The organism is Dyella monticola (assembly GCF_003363155.1).
Taxonomy (GTDB): domain Bacteria; phylum Pseudomonadota; class Gammaproteobacteria; order Xanthomonadales; family Rhodanobacteraceae; genus Dyella_B; species Dyella_B monticola.
The window spans coordinates 241,397-258,968 of the sequence record NZ_QRBE01000005.1; the positions used below are offsets into that span (position 1 = coordinate 241,397).

Sequence of the window (17,572 nt, forward strand, 5' to 3'; positions counted from 1 at the left end):
GCAGCGGTCTACTTAGCCGAAGGCCTAGCGAAATTCGTTCAGGGGAAAAGCTTTGTGATCACACCGGTCGGTTCAGGCAAACCTTCCCGCTCCATGCGTACCGTAACGGCCAGGCATCCGCTGGCCTATGCCATTGCCTGTGTGCTTGCGATGGCGGGGATGTCGGCGCATGCCGGTACGACACAGGCGCTCAGTCAAGGATGGTTGGCGCAACAGGCGTCGAATCGGCCCGCTACGCCAGCGGTTGGCAGCTCGACCTCAGCGCTCAGCGGCATTACCGGTCAAACGCCGCAGCAACTGCTGCAAGAGCAACAGGTGCAGCAATCGCTGGCCAATCTGGCGCGCGCCGCGCAAGCGGTTGCAGCGCAAGTGGCCGCACAGCAATCGGCACAGCAGACCGCTCAACAACAGACATCGCCAGTGCCCAATGGTCTTGCGCCTGGCGGTCTGGTCGTGGCGCCGGGTGTGGCGGGCAATGCATCGTTATGGCAGAACGCGAGCGCGCCCGCGCAAACCACGTCCAACGGACAGACCACCGTCCAGATTACGCAGACGGCGCAAAAAGCCATCCTCTCCTGGAGCAGCTTCAACGTCGGTCGCACCACCACGCTGTATTTCAACCAAAGCGGTGGCAATCAGACCAATGGCAGCGCGAACAACTGGATCGTGCTCAATCGCGTGACCGACCCCAGCGGCGTGCCGAGCCAGATCTTTGGACAGATCAAAGCCGAAGGCACCGTCTATATTCTCAATCACAACGGCATCTTGTTTGGCGCAGGAAGCCAGGTGAATACGCAGTCGCTGCTGGCCAGTTCGCTGGATCTGTTCAGCAGCGATGTGAACGTAAGCAACAGCACGTTCCTCACCAGCGGCATCCAGGGCGGTGCGACGCAGGCGACACCATTCCTGGTCGATGGCGTGTTTACCGATGGCGCCAACCACAATGTCGTGGTGCAGCAGGGCGCATCCATGACGTCCGGTTCGCAAGGTTTCATATTGCTGGCGGCGCCCAATGTATCCAATGCGGGCAGCATCGTTGCCGATGACGGCGAGGCCATTCTCGCGGCGGGCGTGCAGTTTTCCGATCTTTCCGCGGGCAAGCAGAATGCACCATTGAGCGTTCTGGACGAGCAGTCCTCTGCGACGACGTCGTATCCCGGTGGCACCGTCACCAACACTGGCCTGGTGCAAGCGCGTCGCGGGCAGGTGAGCATGCTCGGCTACAACGTGGATCAGGAAGGCGTGGCGCTGGCATCGACCAGCATCAGCTATCCGGGCAGCATCGATCTGAATGCGAGCGACGAAGGCCTGGGTGCCGGCGATTTTCTACGTGATGGCACGCTGACGCTCGGCCCCAATTCGGTGACGACCGTGCTGCCGGAAAAAGATGGCACGACGACCACCTCCACCGCGGCGGCTACGGCGGCGTTCACGCCAGGCAGCGTCAGCCTTACCGGCGGTACGGTCACCTTCGACGCGGGCTCGCTGGTGGAGGCGCCCAATGCGACATTGAATGTGCTGGCCAACGTCATCGCGGCTGAGGCGGTCAATGCCGGGCCGACTTATGGGCGTATCTATGTCGACAACGGCGCGGTCATCGACGTGTCGGGCCTGGCCGACGTCGAACTGCCGATGTCGGCCCTGCTGGTGACGATTCCGCGCATCGGCCAGAACGAGCTCGCCGACTCGCCGCTGCTGCGCAACAGTTTTTTGTACACGCAGCCAAACCTGGTGGTGGACAGCACGCAAAGCGGCGTGACCGCGGATGGTTTAAGTTGGGTGGGCAGCCCCATCTTGAACGTATCCGGTTACGTGCAGGACATTCCGCGCGACATCACGCAAATGATGACGAACGGTGGCAGCATCACCTTCAACGGCAATCAGGTGATCGTGCGCAGTGGCGCGCAGATCAACCTTGATGGTGGTTACATCGCGTATCAGGCCGGCTGGATCACCACGCCCAACCTGGTTGCCGCGAACGGTCGGATCTACAACATCGCCGACGCCGATCCCAATCAGGTTTACGTCGGTTTTGCCGGCGATTACGAGGTGGCCGACAATCGCTGGGGCGTTACGTCCAACTACAGCAATCCGCTGTTGGCCGGGGCTACGCGCTGGGACACCGGTTTCGCGGTGGGCGGCAACGCCGGCACGCTGACGATTGGCGCAGGTACGTTCGCACTGGATGGCGAGGTCACGGCGAAGGCGTTTCCAGGACGCAACCAGGTTGCGAACGGCACGCAGCCAAGCGGCGGCACGCTGAGCATTCCTGCCGGTGTGCTGCAGCAATCGGTGCCGACGATCGAGCAGATCGATCCGCAATTTCAGGCGTCCACGCCATGGCAAACCGTACAGAATACGGAAGGCGGCAGCGCCGGTACGCAACTGTCGGCGGACCTGGTGCAGCAGGGTGGTTTCAGTTCGCTCAGTGTGACCAATCCAAGCGATATTCAGGAGACATCGGGCACGGTGCTGAGCGTGCTTCCGGGCGGATCGATCCAGTTGACGGCGCCGCACATCGACGTGCAGGGTCAATTGAGTGCGCCGTCGGGCTCGATCACGCTAACGTCGACAGGGCAGCCCGGTTCCAGCCAGCTTGCCAACGCGATTATCGTCGGCGATGACGCGGTGCTGAGTGCGCGCGGATTGTGGGTCAACGATACAGGTCTTCCTGCCGACAATTATGTCGGCGATCGGTATATCAACGGCGGCAGCATCAGCTTGATCACCGATCAAACGGAACCGCCGAACGGCGGAGCCGATCAGACAGGATCCATCCTGCTGCAGCCAGGCAGTTTGCTGGACGTTTCCAGCGGCGGGTACGTCAATGGCAGTGGCGTGCTGCAGTTGACCAACGGTATTCCCGACGGCAGCGGCGGCAATATCAGTCTGGTCACTTATGCTGCCTCGGGCAATTATCAATTCTACGGCGGCACGTCGGGATTGACGCCGCCACCCAAGTCGATCGAGACCGCATCGATCCAGCTGGGTGGTACGTTGCGTGCATACGGTTTCAGCGGCGGCGGCACACTCGCGCTGCAAGCCGCGGATATCCAGATCGGAGGAAATCCAGCGAATCTTGCTTTGAGCAATGGCTTGTATCTACAGCCATCCTTCTTCGCGGGGCAAGGTTTCGACACGTACGCATTGACATCCATCACGGACGCCAACATCGCGCCAGGCACCACGCTGCGCATCAGCAATGACAATCTGCTGCCGAATGAACCTGCTTTGCTTGCCGCGCCCACCGGCACGGACATCTACGGCATAAGTCAGGTAACGGACAGCAGCTACATTGGCATAGGGCAGCTCGCTCCCTATCTGCGCTACGTGTCGCAGACGTCCAGTGGCGCGGGTTTCTCTTTGAGCGCGGGTTCTTATCTGGATTGGCTGGCGACACCTGGCGTTTATTCCGACGGTCCCATCAAGTATCCCGGCGTCACCGGCTCGGTAACCCTGGGCGCGGGCGCGACCATTGCTGCCGATGCAGGCGCCACGGTCACGCTGGCGGGTACGCAATCGACGATCGTGGACGGAGCCATCGACGCACCCGGCGGTACGATCAACGTCAAGACCAATGCGTTGAACTCCAATATCACGCCCGTGGCGATTTCGCAGGTATGGCTGGGGTCGGGCGCGAATTTGAATGTGGCAGGTGTTTCGCTGATCGATCCGCTTGCCGCTGCCGCACCGGGTCCTGCGGTGGGGCTGGGTGTGTCCTCACGGTTTACGCCTTATACCGGTACGGTGCTCAATGGCGGCACCGTCAATATGTTGTCCACCGGCTACCTGCTCACGGCACAGGGCAGCCTCATCAATGCCTCCGGTAGCGCCGATGTCTATGATCTTCCCAGCACCGCCGCAGGCATGTCGGGAACGGAAGCGGCGTATGTGCCCACACCGGTCTGGAGCAATGGCGGCAGCATTGTGTTTTCCGCGGCCGCGGGTCTTTACGCAGATGGCAACCTGCTTGCGGCGGCAGGTAGCGCTAGCGCCGAAGGAGGAAACCTTCGCATCGAGGGATTTGCAAATACCTTCTCTGTAGATCCCGTCGCCACCGCCATCATCCTGCAGCAATCAGGCTCACTGATACCTGCCGGCTTGCAGCCAGGTGGCATGGTGGAGCCCGGTGGTGGTTCGGGCGTATTACATTTTGCGTTGGATCGTTTGCATGGCTCGGGTATTACCAGCTTGGCCCTCGGCTCGGACCCGACGACCACCGTTTTCGGGTATTACCCGATACCCGTGGGCTTTGCCGGCAACATCGATCTATCGCTCGGGAAAAGCCTGTCCATCTATGCGCAAAGCCTGATCGCGTTGCCGGCCGGCAGTACCGCGTTGCCGTCCAATGCCAGCAACACGTATATCCAGGGCAACGGCACGGTGCACATCACCGCCCCGTATGTGGAAATCATTGGCGCACAATCACCGCAGCCCGTAGCCGGCGACGGTACCTTGCTGGTCAACGCCGGCTTTATCGACCTTGGTGATCAAATCAACCTCGAGGGTTGGGCGAACGCCACGTTTAGCTCGAGCAGTGATCTGCGTTTCTATGCGCCACCGAATCTCGAATATTCGAGCAGCAGCACCACACCCTTCACCGGCACATTGTTCACCACCGGCAACCTCTCGCTGCAGGCCGCGCAGATCTACCCGATGAGCAATTACCCGTTTGCGGTCATTGCCAATCCGTCGGGATTGGACGACCCGCAAGGCAAGGCGTGGTCGACCACGCTGACCATCCTGGGTAACGGCGCCAGCACGGCACCGCTGTCGGCGGGAGGCACGCTGTTGCTGGATGCCGATACGATCGACCAGGACGGCACCGTGCGTGCGCCGTCCGGCACGCTGATCATCGGCGTGAGCGATACGGCATCGACCGCCAGTGCGCTGAACACGTCGAGCAGCTATCTGGTCAAGACGCAAAACGTGCAACTGGGTAGCGGCAGCATCACCTCGGTGTCGCTGGATGGCGAAGTGGTGCCGTTCGGTTCCACGGTCGATGGTGAGGAGTGGAGTTATAACGGCGATCCCTACGCCACCACGCCGCAGTTGGGCGCGCCGCCGAGCAAGAACATCACCATCGCGGGCGCGAATGTTTCGCTGGATAGCGGCGCTACGATCGATATAAGCGGTGGCGGCGACTTGCAGGCATCCGAATGGGTACCCGGCACTGGCGGCACGCGCGACGTACTGTCCCAGTACGAAACCAGTTATGCGACCAGCGCCAGCGGCACACAGGTGCCGCAGTACAGCGACGGACGCGCGATCTACGCGATCATTCCCGGCTACGCGGCGCCGGTGGCCGCACAAGATGCGGCGCTGGAAAATGGCGCGGGTACGGGGCCGGCAGCGGGGCAGTCGGTGTATCTGTCCGGCATGCCGGGCTTGCCGGCCGGTTATTACGTGCTGCTGCCGGCGAAGTACGCCACGCTGCCGGGCGCTTATCGCGTCGTGCAGGACACCGGCTCGCAAGATGCCGTGCTCGGCCAGAACGCCGTGCTGCCCGATGGCACCCTGAGCGTCACCGGCTATTTCGGCAATGCGTTGGATGGCGCGCACAATGCGCGCACGACCACCTTTCTGGTGCAGTCCAGCTCGGTATGGCAGCAGTATTCGCAATATCAATTCAGCAACGCCAATACCTATTTCGCCAACCAGGCCAGCCAGGCCGGCACAGTCGCGCCAGCGCTGCCCATGGACGCCGGGCACCTGATACTCAGCGCCACGCAGCAGTTGCAATTGAGTGCGAGCTTGCTCGGCGCTCCGGCCAGTGGCGGTCGTGGCTCGTTGGTGGATATTGCGGCTCAATACATCCAGGTGACGAGTCCGGATTCGACGCCACTGGCAGGCTATTTGCAGATCTCCGCCGATTCGTTGTCCTCGTTCGATGCGGGTAGCTTGCTGCTCGGCGGTACGCGTCAACTCGATAGCGATGGCTACCAGGTGACAAGCGTGGCCGACAGCGTGGTGCTGTCCAACGACAGCGCGCATCCACTGCAAGGGCCGGAAATACTGTTGGTGACCGATGGCAACACGGGCGCGCAAGGCATCGTGCTGCAATCGGGCAGCACGTTGTTGGCCAGCGGAAGCGGTTCATCCGACACCACGCCGTTGATCTTCGGCAGCGACGCCAGCACCAGTTCCAGCGGATCGAGCGCGCCTGCCGTGAGCGGCGATGGCGCATTGTTGCGCGTATCGCAGAACGGCATGGTGGATGTCACGCGCAACGATGTCACATCGAGCGCTGCCGCCGGCGACCTCACCATCGACGCTGGCGCGACAGTGCAAGGCGGCCATTCGCTGGTCATGGATACCACCGGTTCCACTTCGGTCAGCCCGTCGGCCGTATTCACTGCGCAGGACATTCTCGCCAACGCCAATCAGATCACCTTCGTCGGCAGCGATGGCGCCACCACCAACGCCGGTGGCCTGATCATCGGGCCGGGCACGCTCAATTTGCTGAGCGGTGCGCAGCAGGTGACGCTGAACAGCCGTGGCACGATCGATTTCCTTGGCAATGTGTCGATTGATTTGCCGCAAGCGTTGAACCTCAATGCCGATGCGTTCGCCAGCGATGGCGGCCAGGTCAGCATCACGGCCGGCACGCTTGGTTTGGGCAACAGCCTTGGCACCGGCGCGAGCACACCGGTTGCCGGCAGCGGACAACTCAGTTTGAACGCGGGCGAGCTGGACTTCACCAGCGGCCATAGCGCGCTGCAGGGTTTTGGCACCGTCAGCGCGACCGCAAGCCAAGGCATGGCCGGCGAAGGAAGCGGCAGTCTCGATTTCGGTGCAGCGAATGTCAGTTTGAACACGCCGGTATGGCTGGCACAAAGCGGCGCAAACACCACCTTGACGACCACCGGCGTCTTCGACGTGAACAGCGCAGCCGGCACGCCGTTGCAAAACAACGCAATCGGCGGTGCATTGAGCCTTACTGGCGGATCGCTCACCGTCGCTACGTCCGTGGACGCATCGGCCGGTAATCTGAGCCTGGAAGCGACTGGCGGCAATCTCACCATCGCCAGCGGCGCGAGTTTGAATACCGCCGGTGTCAACAAGACCTTCTACGACACCACCACGTATGCAGCGGGCGGCAATCTCAAACTGGTTTCCGATCAGGGATCGGTCGTCGTGCAACAAGGCGCGACAGTGGATTTTGCCGGCGCACCGTTGGGCGGCACCGCGGGTGGCCTCACCATCCAGGCAGCCGGCCAGGCCACGCTCGATGGCCGTTTCGAAGGGCAGGCAGCGAGCGGTTATCAAGGCGGCTACTTCACGCTCAGCAGCGATGGCGCGCTCGACCTGGATCAGCTTGGGCAACTTACCACCAACGCCGGAACCACCGGCGGCATCTCCATTTCCAGCGGCGCCGGCAACCTGGTGCTGTCAGCGGGACAGACACTGAACGCGCAGGATGTTTATCTGGCGGCCAACGGTGGCACAGGCACGGTCAATGGCGCCAACGGCGTGGTTGAGATCGATGGCACCGTCAATGTATCGGGTGCAGCCGCCGGCGAAATCGAGCTTTATGGCCGCAATGGTGTCACCTTGAACGGCCGTTTGTTGGCGATCAGCAGCGTCCCTGAGCAGCGCGGCGGTATCGTCGAGATAGGCACCACTGGCACCAGCGACGGCAGCCTCAACACGCAATACGGCTATGAAAATGTGCAGCCGGGCAGTGCAGGCGTGATCCAGTTTGGGCCGAACGCATCGATCAATGTGTCCGGCGGCTCACCCGGCGCCGGTGGCATCGTAAGCCTGCGCGCACCGTTGCTCGCCAATGGCGATGTGCCGATCATTTTCAGCGGTACGCCTGCCATCATCGGCGCGAGCCGCGTGACCATCGAGCCGTATGCGGTGTGGAGTACTGCAGATAATGCCAGCGATCTCACCAAACACTTCGATGGACTGATCGATCCGGACGGCTGGTATCAATACGCCGCCGATGGTTCGGTACAAATGGTCCCTGGTACCTGGACGGATGCCTCCGGCAACGCGCTACCCGCACCGACCGATGCGACAACGCTGCAACAGTATCTGAGCCAGGACTATTTCACGCCCACGACCGCCAACGCGGCGCATCAGACGTTTTACGGTTACGTCAACGGCGATCCTTCACAAGGCGCCGGTACGTTGATGAGTTATGTGGAGCAGCCCGGTTACACCTTCGGCAGTCGCTTCGCCGGCATCTCCAATGCGCAGATACAACCGGGCATTGAGCTGATCAATCCGGAAGCGAACGTCAACGGCGGCGATATTTCGGTACTCACCAACTGGAATCTTGGTGCGGGCACCACCGATGCCAGCGGTGCCATTCATTTGGCTTATCGTTACGGCGCAACCGCGGCGTCTGCATCGGGTGAGGCGCCGATCCTTACCATCGCGGCTTTGCATAGCGTCATTATCGACGCCAGCATTACGGACGGCTTCTACCAGCAAAATGACGGCGCAACGATTTCCGCGCCTGCCGCGGTCGTGTCAGGAGGCGCGGGCCAGCTTTATGCCAACGCGCTGGCTGCCTACAACAACGTCTTCAACTACCTGGAAAACGGAGCGTTCTATAGCGGCGATCAACTATGGGATCTCGGCAGTCCCGATTCCATCGGTTACTTCACCGTCAATGGTTACGTTTATCTCGACCAGATCCAGGACCCGTATTACCAGGCCATCCAGGCGCCTTTGGCTAACCAGTCGGCAGCCTACTATCAGAATTACATGGGCTACATCAATGAAATCGGAGTAGGCACCAACTGGTCGCTCGCGTTCAATTACGGAGACCTCGCCAGCTACCTACCTTACGCGCCCACCCAACGGGTTGCTCCCAATCCAGGGAGCTATGTGCAATACAGCAGCTACGTCACGGCCTACTACAATTGGTTGACTGCCAACTTCAGCAACACCAATGCGTATACCGAAACACCCTCCCCGCTTTTGCAGCCATTGGCTTCGGAAGCGGCGAGCAATTACACCAACTATTCTTCGGATTATCAGACCTACCTCAGCGGCTTCACCAACTACTACACCTACGTATCTACGGAAGTGGGCAGTGTTTATAGCGGTGGCTCGCAACTGTTCTATGCACCATACATGCCGTACGCAACGCCGTTGCAGGCGGCAGGAGGCACGGCAGACAACTCTCCCTCCAATATGCCGAGCCTTGGCAACCCGGTTTCACTCGCCTCAGCCACGCTATTGGGCGGCTCGAGCACGACGTATCGATTCGTCGCCGGCGCGAATTTCACGGCCGTAGATCCGCTCTCGGTGACCAACACCGATACCGGCAATGTCACGCTGGATGGCAATTTCAGTGTGCAGTACACCGCTATGGGCGGCAACGGCAAGACGCTGGAGCTACCTACAACGATACGCACCGGCACTGGTTCGATCGATATCGCTGCTTCTGGCGATATCGACTGGCTGGACCAGACTGCGCCAGCGACGGTCTATACCGCGGGCGCCCCGGCCGCGGGTACCGCGGCGGGAACGCAGGTGGCCGTATCCAACGCCGCTGTCGGTTCGAACGCGGCTGGCGCAACCGGCCAAGAGGCAGATGCCTTAGTAACGGGGCTGGTCAACCCGAACAACGCCGGCGATATCGTGCTCAGCGCCAAGGGCAATATCACTGGTATCGAGCAGATGTACGACACCAGCGGCAGTGTCACCGGTGTGGCCGGCACGTATGACGGTCAGCTCTGGTCGCAGTGGATGCAAACGGGCAACGCGGTCAACGGCTCGAGTTCGTCGATCAATTTCGCCAATTTCGATCAGGGGGTGATGAGCGTCGGCGGCAACGTCACCGTGACTGCCGGGGGAAATATCAGCGATCTATCCGTATCATTGCCGACCACCTGGTATGTGAATCCAGGCGGCACGTCGATCACCACCGTAGGTGGCGGCAATCTCGCAGTGATGGCCGGTGGAAATATTCTCAGCGGCAGCTATTTCGTGGCCAAGGGCGAGGGCAGCCTGGTGGCGGGCGGACAGATTGGCTCGGATTTCACCTTCAACAGTGCGCTGTCCCCAACCGACCCGGTCACGACACCCGTTGCGACGATCCTGGGCGCGCAAGACACCCAATGGCAGGTGTCTGCCAGCGGCGGCGTCAATCTCGGTGGCGTCTACGACCCCTCGTATGGATACGGATACACGTTGTCCCCGTCGGGCCATATGGATGGTCAGAGTTACAGCACGTCCTCCGCATTGAACGTTACCGCCGGCAGCGGCGACGTCAGCCTGGGAAGTTTGAGCGCGCCGGCGCAGCTGTTCGGCTACGTTCCGGGTGCCATCCTGCCGGCCAGCGTCAATCTTGCCGCGCTCAATGGCAACGTCAACATATTGAGCGCGGGTGGTTTGTATCCCTCGGCCACCGGCGAACTTTCCGTGCTTGCCGCAGACTCGGTGACCTTTGCGCAGCTCAACGACTCGCTGGAAAATCAGGGCGGCCAGTTTGGGAAAAGTTTTGGCTTGATCGATGCATCCCAAGCGCTGTTGCCTTCACCGCTTTCACCTTACGGGGGTCTGGACAGCAGTGAATACGCGCAGTTGTTTATCACCAGCTACATGGACAACGGCATAAGTCCGGCGAACAGCTTCGTACCGTCAGTAGTGCACCAACCCTCGTCGCTGCATGCGAACGACAACGATCCTGTGCGTATCTACGCCCTCTCCGGAAACATCGTCGATGGCGTGAATGCACCCAATGGCATTTCGATCCAGCAGTTGATTCTGGAACCGGACAAACCCGCGCTGATTTACGCGGGAGGCGATATCGTCAACCTGTCACTGATCGGTCAGCAGGTGCATGATTCGGATATCACGCGTATCGCGGCCGGTGGCGACATCTACGATACGCAATACGCGCCGCTTACCGTGGCCAACTTTACGCCGGCCGGTTACGACTACCAGTTGACGCCATCGATCCTGTTGGGCGGCGTGGGCAACCTGCTGATTTCAGCCGGCCGCAATATCGGTCCGCTGACCAACGAGCAGGACTTGGCGAACTATGGCGGCACGTCCAGCGGCGCGCAGCAAACGGGTATCGAGACCGTTGGTAACCTGATCAACCCTTATCTGCCGCACGATGGCGCCAATATCGATGTGCTGTACGGTGTCGCCCCAGGCATCACCACCAGCACCTTCCTTTCGCAATATGCGCTGAGCAATCCCAACGGTGTCGATGGCTTCGGCAGCCTGATGCCGGACCTGGTCACCTTCATGCAGCAGTGGCAGGAAGGTCAGGCGATCGACACCGGATTCCAGCAAAATCAGACAACCGTGGTGCTGACGCCCCAGCAAGCACAAAGCGCGTTCCAGCAACTGCCGTCCTATGCGCAGGAACTGTTCGCGCAGCAGGAATTCTTCAAGCTGCTTGCGCAAGTGGACAGCGACTACAACGACCCATCCAGCCCGTACTACCACCAGTACGCCCGCGGTTACGCCGCGATCGAAAGCCTGTTCCCGTCATCGCTGGGCTATACGAACAATGGCAGCGGTGCGGGTGGCGTGAATGGCGAGGCGAACACGGTCGACACGGGCGATCTGGACATCCGCAGTTCCACCATCCAGACCCAGCAGGGCGGCAACATCAGCATCCTCGGGCCCGGCGGACAGGCGCTGGTCGGCAGTGTCGACGCACCGCAGGTCATCACCAACGGCCAGGGCAATGTCATTGCCGGGCCGAACAGCATGGGCATTCTGACGCTGGAGCAAGGCAGCATCGACATCTTCACCGATCGCAGCGTGCTGCTCGCGCAAAGCCGCATTTTCACCGAGCAGGGCGGCGACATGGTGATCTGGAGTTCCAACGGCGACATCAACGCCGGGCAGGGCGCGAAAACCACTGACGTACTGCCGGCGCCGACGTATATCTGCACACCGGATGCCTATTGCATCGTCGACGCGCGCGGCGAAGTGAGCGGCGCGGGCATTGCCACGCTGCAAACGATTCCCGGCGCGGCGCGCGGCAGCGTCTACCTGGTCGCACCGCGCGGCACCGTCGATGCGGGCGATGCCGGCATTCGCGTGTCCGGCAACCTGGTGGTGGCCGCCGCACAAGTGGCCAATGCCGACAATATCCAGGTACAAGGCCAGAAGATCGGCGTGCCGGTGGCACAGTCGGTGAACGTCGGTGCGCTCACGACCGCCGCTGCCGCAGCGGGTGCGGTGAGCAAGGTGGCGCAAGACATGGCCAACCAGCAGCAGAACGATGCACTTGGCAAACAGCCGTCGATCATCTCCGTGCAAGTACTCGGCTTCGGCGACAGCAGCACGAGCATCCAAGGCAACGGCAGCGGTTACGACCCGAACAGCCCCGTGCAAATACTCGGCGCCGGACCGCTCAGCGAAGCGCGCAAGCGCGCGCTGACGGATGCCGAACGCAGACAACTGAGCGAATAACGACTCAATCGATATCCAGCGCAGAACTGGAAAACAGCAAAGGCCGGTAGGGCAGGCGCCGGCCTGAGATCTACAACATGAATCGAACATCCTCCTTGCGGAATGCATCCCAGGGACAGGCCGGTTTTTTTTCCGATGAAGGCCAGAACAAGGGATTGAGGCGAATCACGGTGAATCAGGGTGCGCTTGTCGAGACATTGATCCAGCTTTCCAACTTCCGTCATTACGCCATGGCCGAGTCGCTGCTGACGGGCTGCACGCGCGAGCAACTGCAGGCGTTGTTCGATGTCGCCGAACGCGCATTCAGCAGGCGGCTTATTTACTCGCTCGAAAAGCAGTTCAAGAAAACCGGCGATTCAGCCAATAAAATCAAAGGCGTATTGCTCGCCGAGCTGATGAAAATCTTGAACGCATGGTGCAAGGAAGGGCATCGCAGCGCCGTTCGGTCAGTGCTGATGGAGTTGCATGCGGGCGAAGTCGTTGCGCTCGGGCGCATGCCGGACCTGGACCGCGAAGTGCAATCCATGTTGCACGAATATGGTTTGCCCTATGCCGTTTCACCGTGCAGGGCGGACGACTCGTTCTGCGAAGAACTGTCATGAGCGAGCGATCAGGCGAAATCCACCAGGGCTGTAACTAAGCGACGCAAAAGCACGAAGCTGCATCTTCTCCTCGGCGTCATTCCGGCGCAGGCCAGAATCCATCGCGCACGAAGACGTAGATTCCGGCTTGTGCCGGAATGGCTTGCGCGCGGGGTGAAGCTCTCCGGGCAATTATTCCGGCAGGTAAGACTTTTTGATAGAAATGCGTCGAAGAAATAAAAAGTGTCTTAAAAATTGAATTCAATGAGGATAAAAACTTTCTTTATATGAATTCAAATGCAGAGATAGCGTGAAAATACTCCGCAAAAATGCATGGGATATCTCGCGATGTGCTTTGCTTCACACATCGTTACAGCGCATCAAAATATGACGTTAAATATTATTTCAATGCGTCGTTTCTGTAATTGCTCTGGCATATTCAAGGACTCCAATACTTAATTGCATCGTCATTGCGCAGGCGTAAAAAAACTCGCGCCTCCAATCCCGGAGGTAAAACGCGCAATGGGGATACATCATGAATCACGGACTTCTCAAGGCTAAGCTCGCGGTCGGTGCGCTGGCGCTGGCCGTGGCAACCCTGTCGCACGCCAGTGCCACCACACTGGTGGTCGGCGGTGCGACGCTTCCGGCGATCGGCTATGTCGGTACAGGTGCACAAACGAGCACGCAGGTCTTCCCGGCGGGAACGGGCTCCCTGATTGCTGTTTACAGCGCGATCCGCGGTAACCCGACGGTTTCCTACTGCCAGACCGGCAGCGGCGCAGGCAAGGACATCCTCGCCGGCGTAACCATTGCCAAGAGCCCTGGCCCCGGCAATAACGTCTACAACGTGCAGTACACCTGCCCGTCGGTAGCCAACGGCAATGATACGGACAATGGCTTTGGCGCCGACGCCACCGGCGTGGGCCGTTCCGATCTGACCACGCCCAGCGCGGCCTATGCCGATTCGCCGATGGCGTCCTCGGACGTCACCAACTATCAGAGTATCCATGGCAGCAGCGCATTCCCGGTGGAGTTTCCGGCCGTTGCCGGTGCCATCGTGGTCGGCATGAACATGAAGACCACCGACGGTGTGGTGCTCGACCACACCAATACCAGCTTCACCGATGCACAGTTGTGCAGCATCTTTTCCGGTGCGGTGACCAACTGGGACGATCCTACGCTGGCCAGCGCGTTCTCGCTGAAGTCGGGTGACTCCATTCCCTCCACGACGATCGCCGTGCAATACCGCTCCGATGGCAGCGGCACCTCCTTCAGCTTCACCAACCACCTGACCGCTGTGTGCCCTGCCAACGCTGCAGGCGACCATTTCCTGACCAACCAGACCTTTACCACCGCAGTGTCTCAGTTCTTCACCACGCTGCCGGCCAGCTGGACCGGTTCCAGCGGCAATCCGGCCGTGACCAAGGCGATTGCCGCGACGGCCGGCAGCATCGGCTACGCGGAAATGGCCAACTCGCTGCAGGCGGGCATTGGTTTTGCCAAGGTCAACGGCATCGATCCAAACACGTTCCCCGGCACCACGGCCAGCCCCACCGCCAACACGTTTGCGCTGCCCACCAGCTCCGTGGTGGATAACGAAGTCATCCAGTCCAATGTGTATGGCACGCAAGGCCAGCCGACGCTCACCACCATTTCGGGTGCGCCGAGCAATGAGTGCATCGAGCTGGTCGATCCGAACAGCTACGCCAATCTCGGCGGCGGCATCTACCCGATCTTTGCCGTTTCCTACGAGGTCGGCAATGCGGCAGGCAATCCCTCAGGCGATCTGTCGAACATCAAGAGCTTGTTGGGCGCGCCTTTCAACTCGACGATCACCGGCAGCGCGAGCTTGACCCAGTACGGTCAGGGCAAAGGCCTGGCACTGCTGAGCACCGCCAACACCGGCGTTCCGACCACCACCATCATCAGCGGTTGCGAGACTGACTGATCGGTTCTTAGCGCAGCACACGAAGGAGGGAGCCCATGCCCCCTCCTTTTTTTGGTGAACCGGTCGGGTTGTTTCCGGGGCGTTGTGTGACGCATTTTTCTGCAGCATGCAGAGAAAGGGAGGGGATGCAGCCCCTCCCATTTTTTTGCGGGTGACTACTTGGAAATCAACAGCAGTAACGATTGCCCGCACTGGCTGTAGGTGGCGCCGCCACCGCCGATCAAGGTTTCGTTGCCTGGCGTGACGAACGTATTGGGACCATCGTTCCAATCGCAGGTATCGGTGACGCGGTACCAGTTGGTGCCGGTGGGTGGCGGCGGCAGGGTGAAGGTGACACTGCCGGACCATCCGTTGTAGGCGATGTACATCGAATTGCTGTCGCCGAACGACGAGCCGTTCACCGTGTAGGCGATGGAGTAGTTGCTGGTGTTGTTCCAGTAGCTGCTGGTGGCCACTGCGCCACTGGGTTCGTACCACACCACCTGGCTGGACGTGTACCACGTCGCCGGACGCAATGCGGGGTGCGCCTCGCGGAACGCGATCAAACGCTGCGCGAAGTTGTAGAAGTTGGACTGGTCGGTGGTCCAGGTGTAGTTCAACCAGTTCGCGGTGGAGTCGAGGTTGTAGGCGTTGTTGTTGCATTGGAGTGTGCGCAGGTATTCGTCGCCGCCCTGCATGATGGGCGTGCCGGCCGACAACATCACGAAGGCCAGACCCGTGCGTGCCGCGCGGCGTTGATCGACGGCCGTACCGGTGCCGGCGGACATGCCCTGGTCCCAGCTGTAGTTGGTGCTGGTGCCGCCATCGGAGGGGCCATAAGGCCATGCCTGGTCATTGTTGGAGCCGTTGCAGGAATAGACGTCCTTGAGCGTCATGCCGTCGTGGATGTCGATGAGATTGGTGGAGTTCCACGGTGAGCGTCCGCTGGCCTGGAACAGATTGGACGAACCGGAGAAATCATTCGCATCCTGCGTGATGTAGATCGTCATGTTGCCCAGTTCGTTCTGCGCCTGGCGCATGCTGTCGCGGAATTCGCCATTCCATTCGGACCAACCCTTCGGAAAACCGCCCAGCTGATAGGAGTTGCCGCCGATCGCCCACGGTTCGGCATAAAGATCCAATCCGCTGCCGCCTGCGGCCGGACGCACCGTGAATTCACGCAGGATGCGATTGATGGCGACGTTGGAATCGGACGCATCGAAGTTGTAACCGCCGTTGGGGCAATTGGGTGCGGCCGATTCGTATGCACCGTTCAAGCAGCTGTTGCCAAGCACGGACGCCAGGTCGAAGCGGAAACCATCCACACCCATCGTGTTGGTCCAATAGGCCAGCGAATCGACGATCAGGTTCTGCGCGACGGTGTTGTAGGTGTTGTAGTTCGCGCCGATGCCGGTATTGTCATAGAAATACTGATTGGTGGAATCGAGCTCGTAGTAGGTGGAATTATCCAGTCCGCGCCACGAATATTCGGTAGCGGTGGTGGGATCGGTGCTGCTCCAAGTGCCGCCTTCGGCGGTGTGGTTGTACACCACGTCCATGTACACCTTGATGCCTGCGTTGTGGAACGCCTGCACCATCGCCTGGAATTCAGCGGTCGGGCCGCCGGGTGCCTTGTTGTAGGCGTAACGGCGATCGGGTGCGAAGTAATCTTCGGTCATGTAGCCCCAGTAGTTCTGGTCGGCATCCGAATCGGGGATCACATCGTTTTCGTCGTTCTGCGTTTCTTGCACCGGCAGAAATTCCACCGCCGTCACACCCAGGCTCGCCAGGTAACTGGCTTTCAAGCCCGCACCGTAATATGTGCCCTGGTATTGCGTGGGAATGCTCGGGTCCTGCTTGGTGAGGCCGCGCACGTTCACTTCGTAGATCACATCGTCTTTCTGTGCGCGCGTGGGTTTGGTGCCAGTGCTTTGTCCACTGGCCGCCAGCACGATGCCCTTGGGTGCGTAGGGGCCGCTGTCAATCAGGCGATAAGCCACGCCGAAGGAGGCATCGACCGCTCCGCCGGTGGCGAAGATATCGGCATTCTGGTTGTTTGCGTTGAGCGGGTCCTGGCTGATTTCGAGCGCGTAGGGATCGAGCAGAAGCTTGTTCGGATCGAAGCGGTCACCCGCACTGTCGACATCGGAGATGAATCCGGCTGACGAACCCTTAGTCCAGCTCGCGTTGTATGGCCAGTTCGGGCCCCACGCGCGATAGCCGTAATACACAGAGCCGGTGATGCCTGCCGTTTTAAGGGACGACACCGGCACGACCGCCTGCCAGATGCCGCTGCCTTCGTTGGTCATCACGGCGGTGGTCGATTCCTGCGCGCCATAGCCGCTGGCGTAGAGGTACAGCACCATGCGCGTGGCGTGCGCAGAATAGACACGAAACGTGATCTGGGTTTGCGACGCGTTGTAACTCGCGCCTAGGCTCATGCTGTCGATCGCTGCATGCGCGGGCATTGCCGGAATCGCCGCGAGACCGGCGCATGCCAGCAACATGGCAAGAATGGTCGAACACTTCATACGGGGCATGCCTCCTGCTTTGTGGATAGAGGTTCTTGCGCGTTCCCTTAAAGTGCATGCAGGTGCAAAGCCTGCGTTGCCGCAGTCTGCCGAAGGCCGAATCGATCTCCCCATCGATTGCGCGATGC

4 protein-coding genes are annotated in these 17,572 nt (G+C 60.4%); 3 read left to right on the plus strand and 1 reads right to left on the minus strand.

Translation table 11 applies throughout. The annotated features are described in order from the left end of the window. Positions 1–93: 93 nt before the first annotated feature. The 3 genes from DWU98_RS10990 (at position 94) to DWU98_RS11000 (ending at position 14,934) form a co-directional block, all read left to right on the plus strand. A complete protein-coding gene (locus tag DWU98_RS10990) occupies positions 94–12,402 on the plus strand; it encodes a filamentous haemagglutinin family protein (protein ID WP_115495593.1) in 12,309 nt (4,102 codons plus the stop codon). 77 nt (positions 12,403–12,479) lie between these two features. Beyond that, on the plus strand, positions 12,480–13,004 hold the full coding sequence (locus DWU98_RS10995; RefSeq protein WP_115495594.1) for a hypothetical protein: 525 nt from the start codon (positions 12,480–12,482) through the stop codon (positions 13,002–13,004). Between the two features lie 514 nt (positions 13,005–13,518). Next, positions 13,519–14,934, plus strand: a complete 1,416-nt coding sequence (locus DWU98_RS11000; RefSeq protein ID WP_115495595.1) for a substrate-binding domain-containing protein — start codon at positions 13,519–13,521, stop codon at positions 14,932–14,934. A gap of 155 nt (positions 14,935–15,089) precedes the next feature. Here DWU98_RS11000 and DWU98_RS11005 read toward each other — a convergent pair whose 3' ends face one another. Next, positions 15,090–17,444, minus strand: coding sequence for an isoamylase (locus DWU98_RS11005; RefSeq protein ID WP_115495596.1), 2,355 nt, complete (start codon positions 17,442–17,444; stop codon positions 15,090–15,092). Between the last annotated feature and the right edge of the window lie 128 nt (positions 17,445–17,572).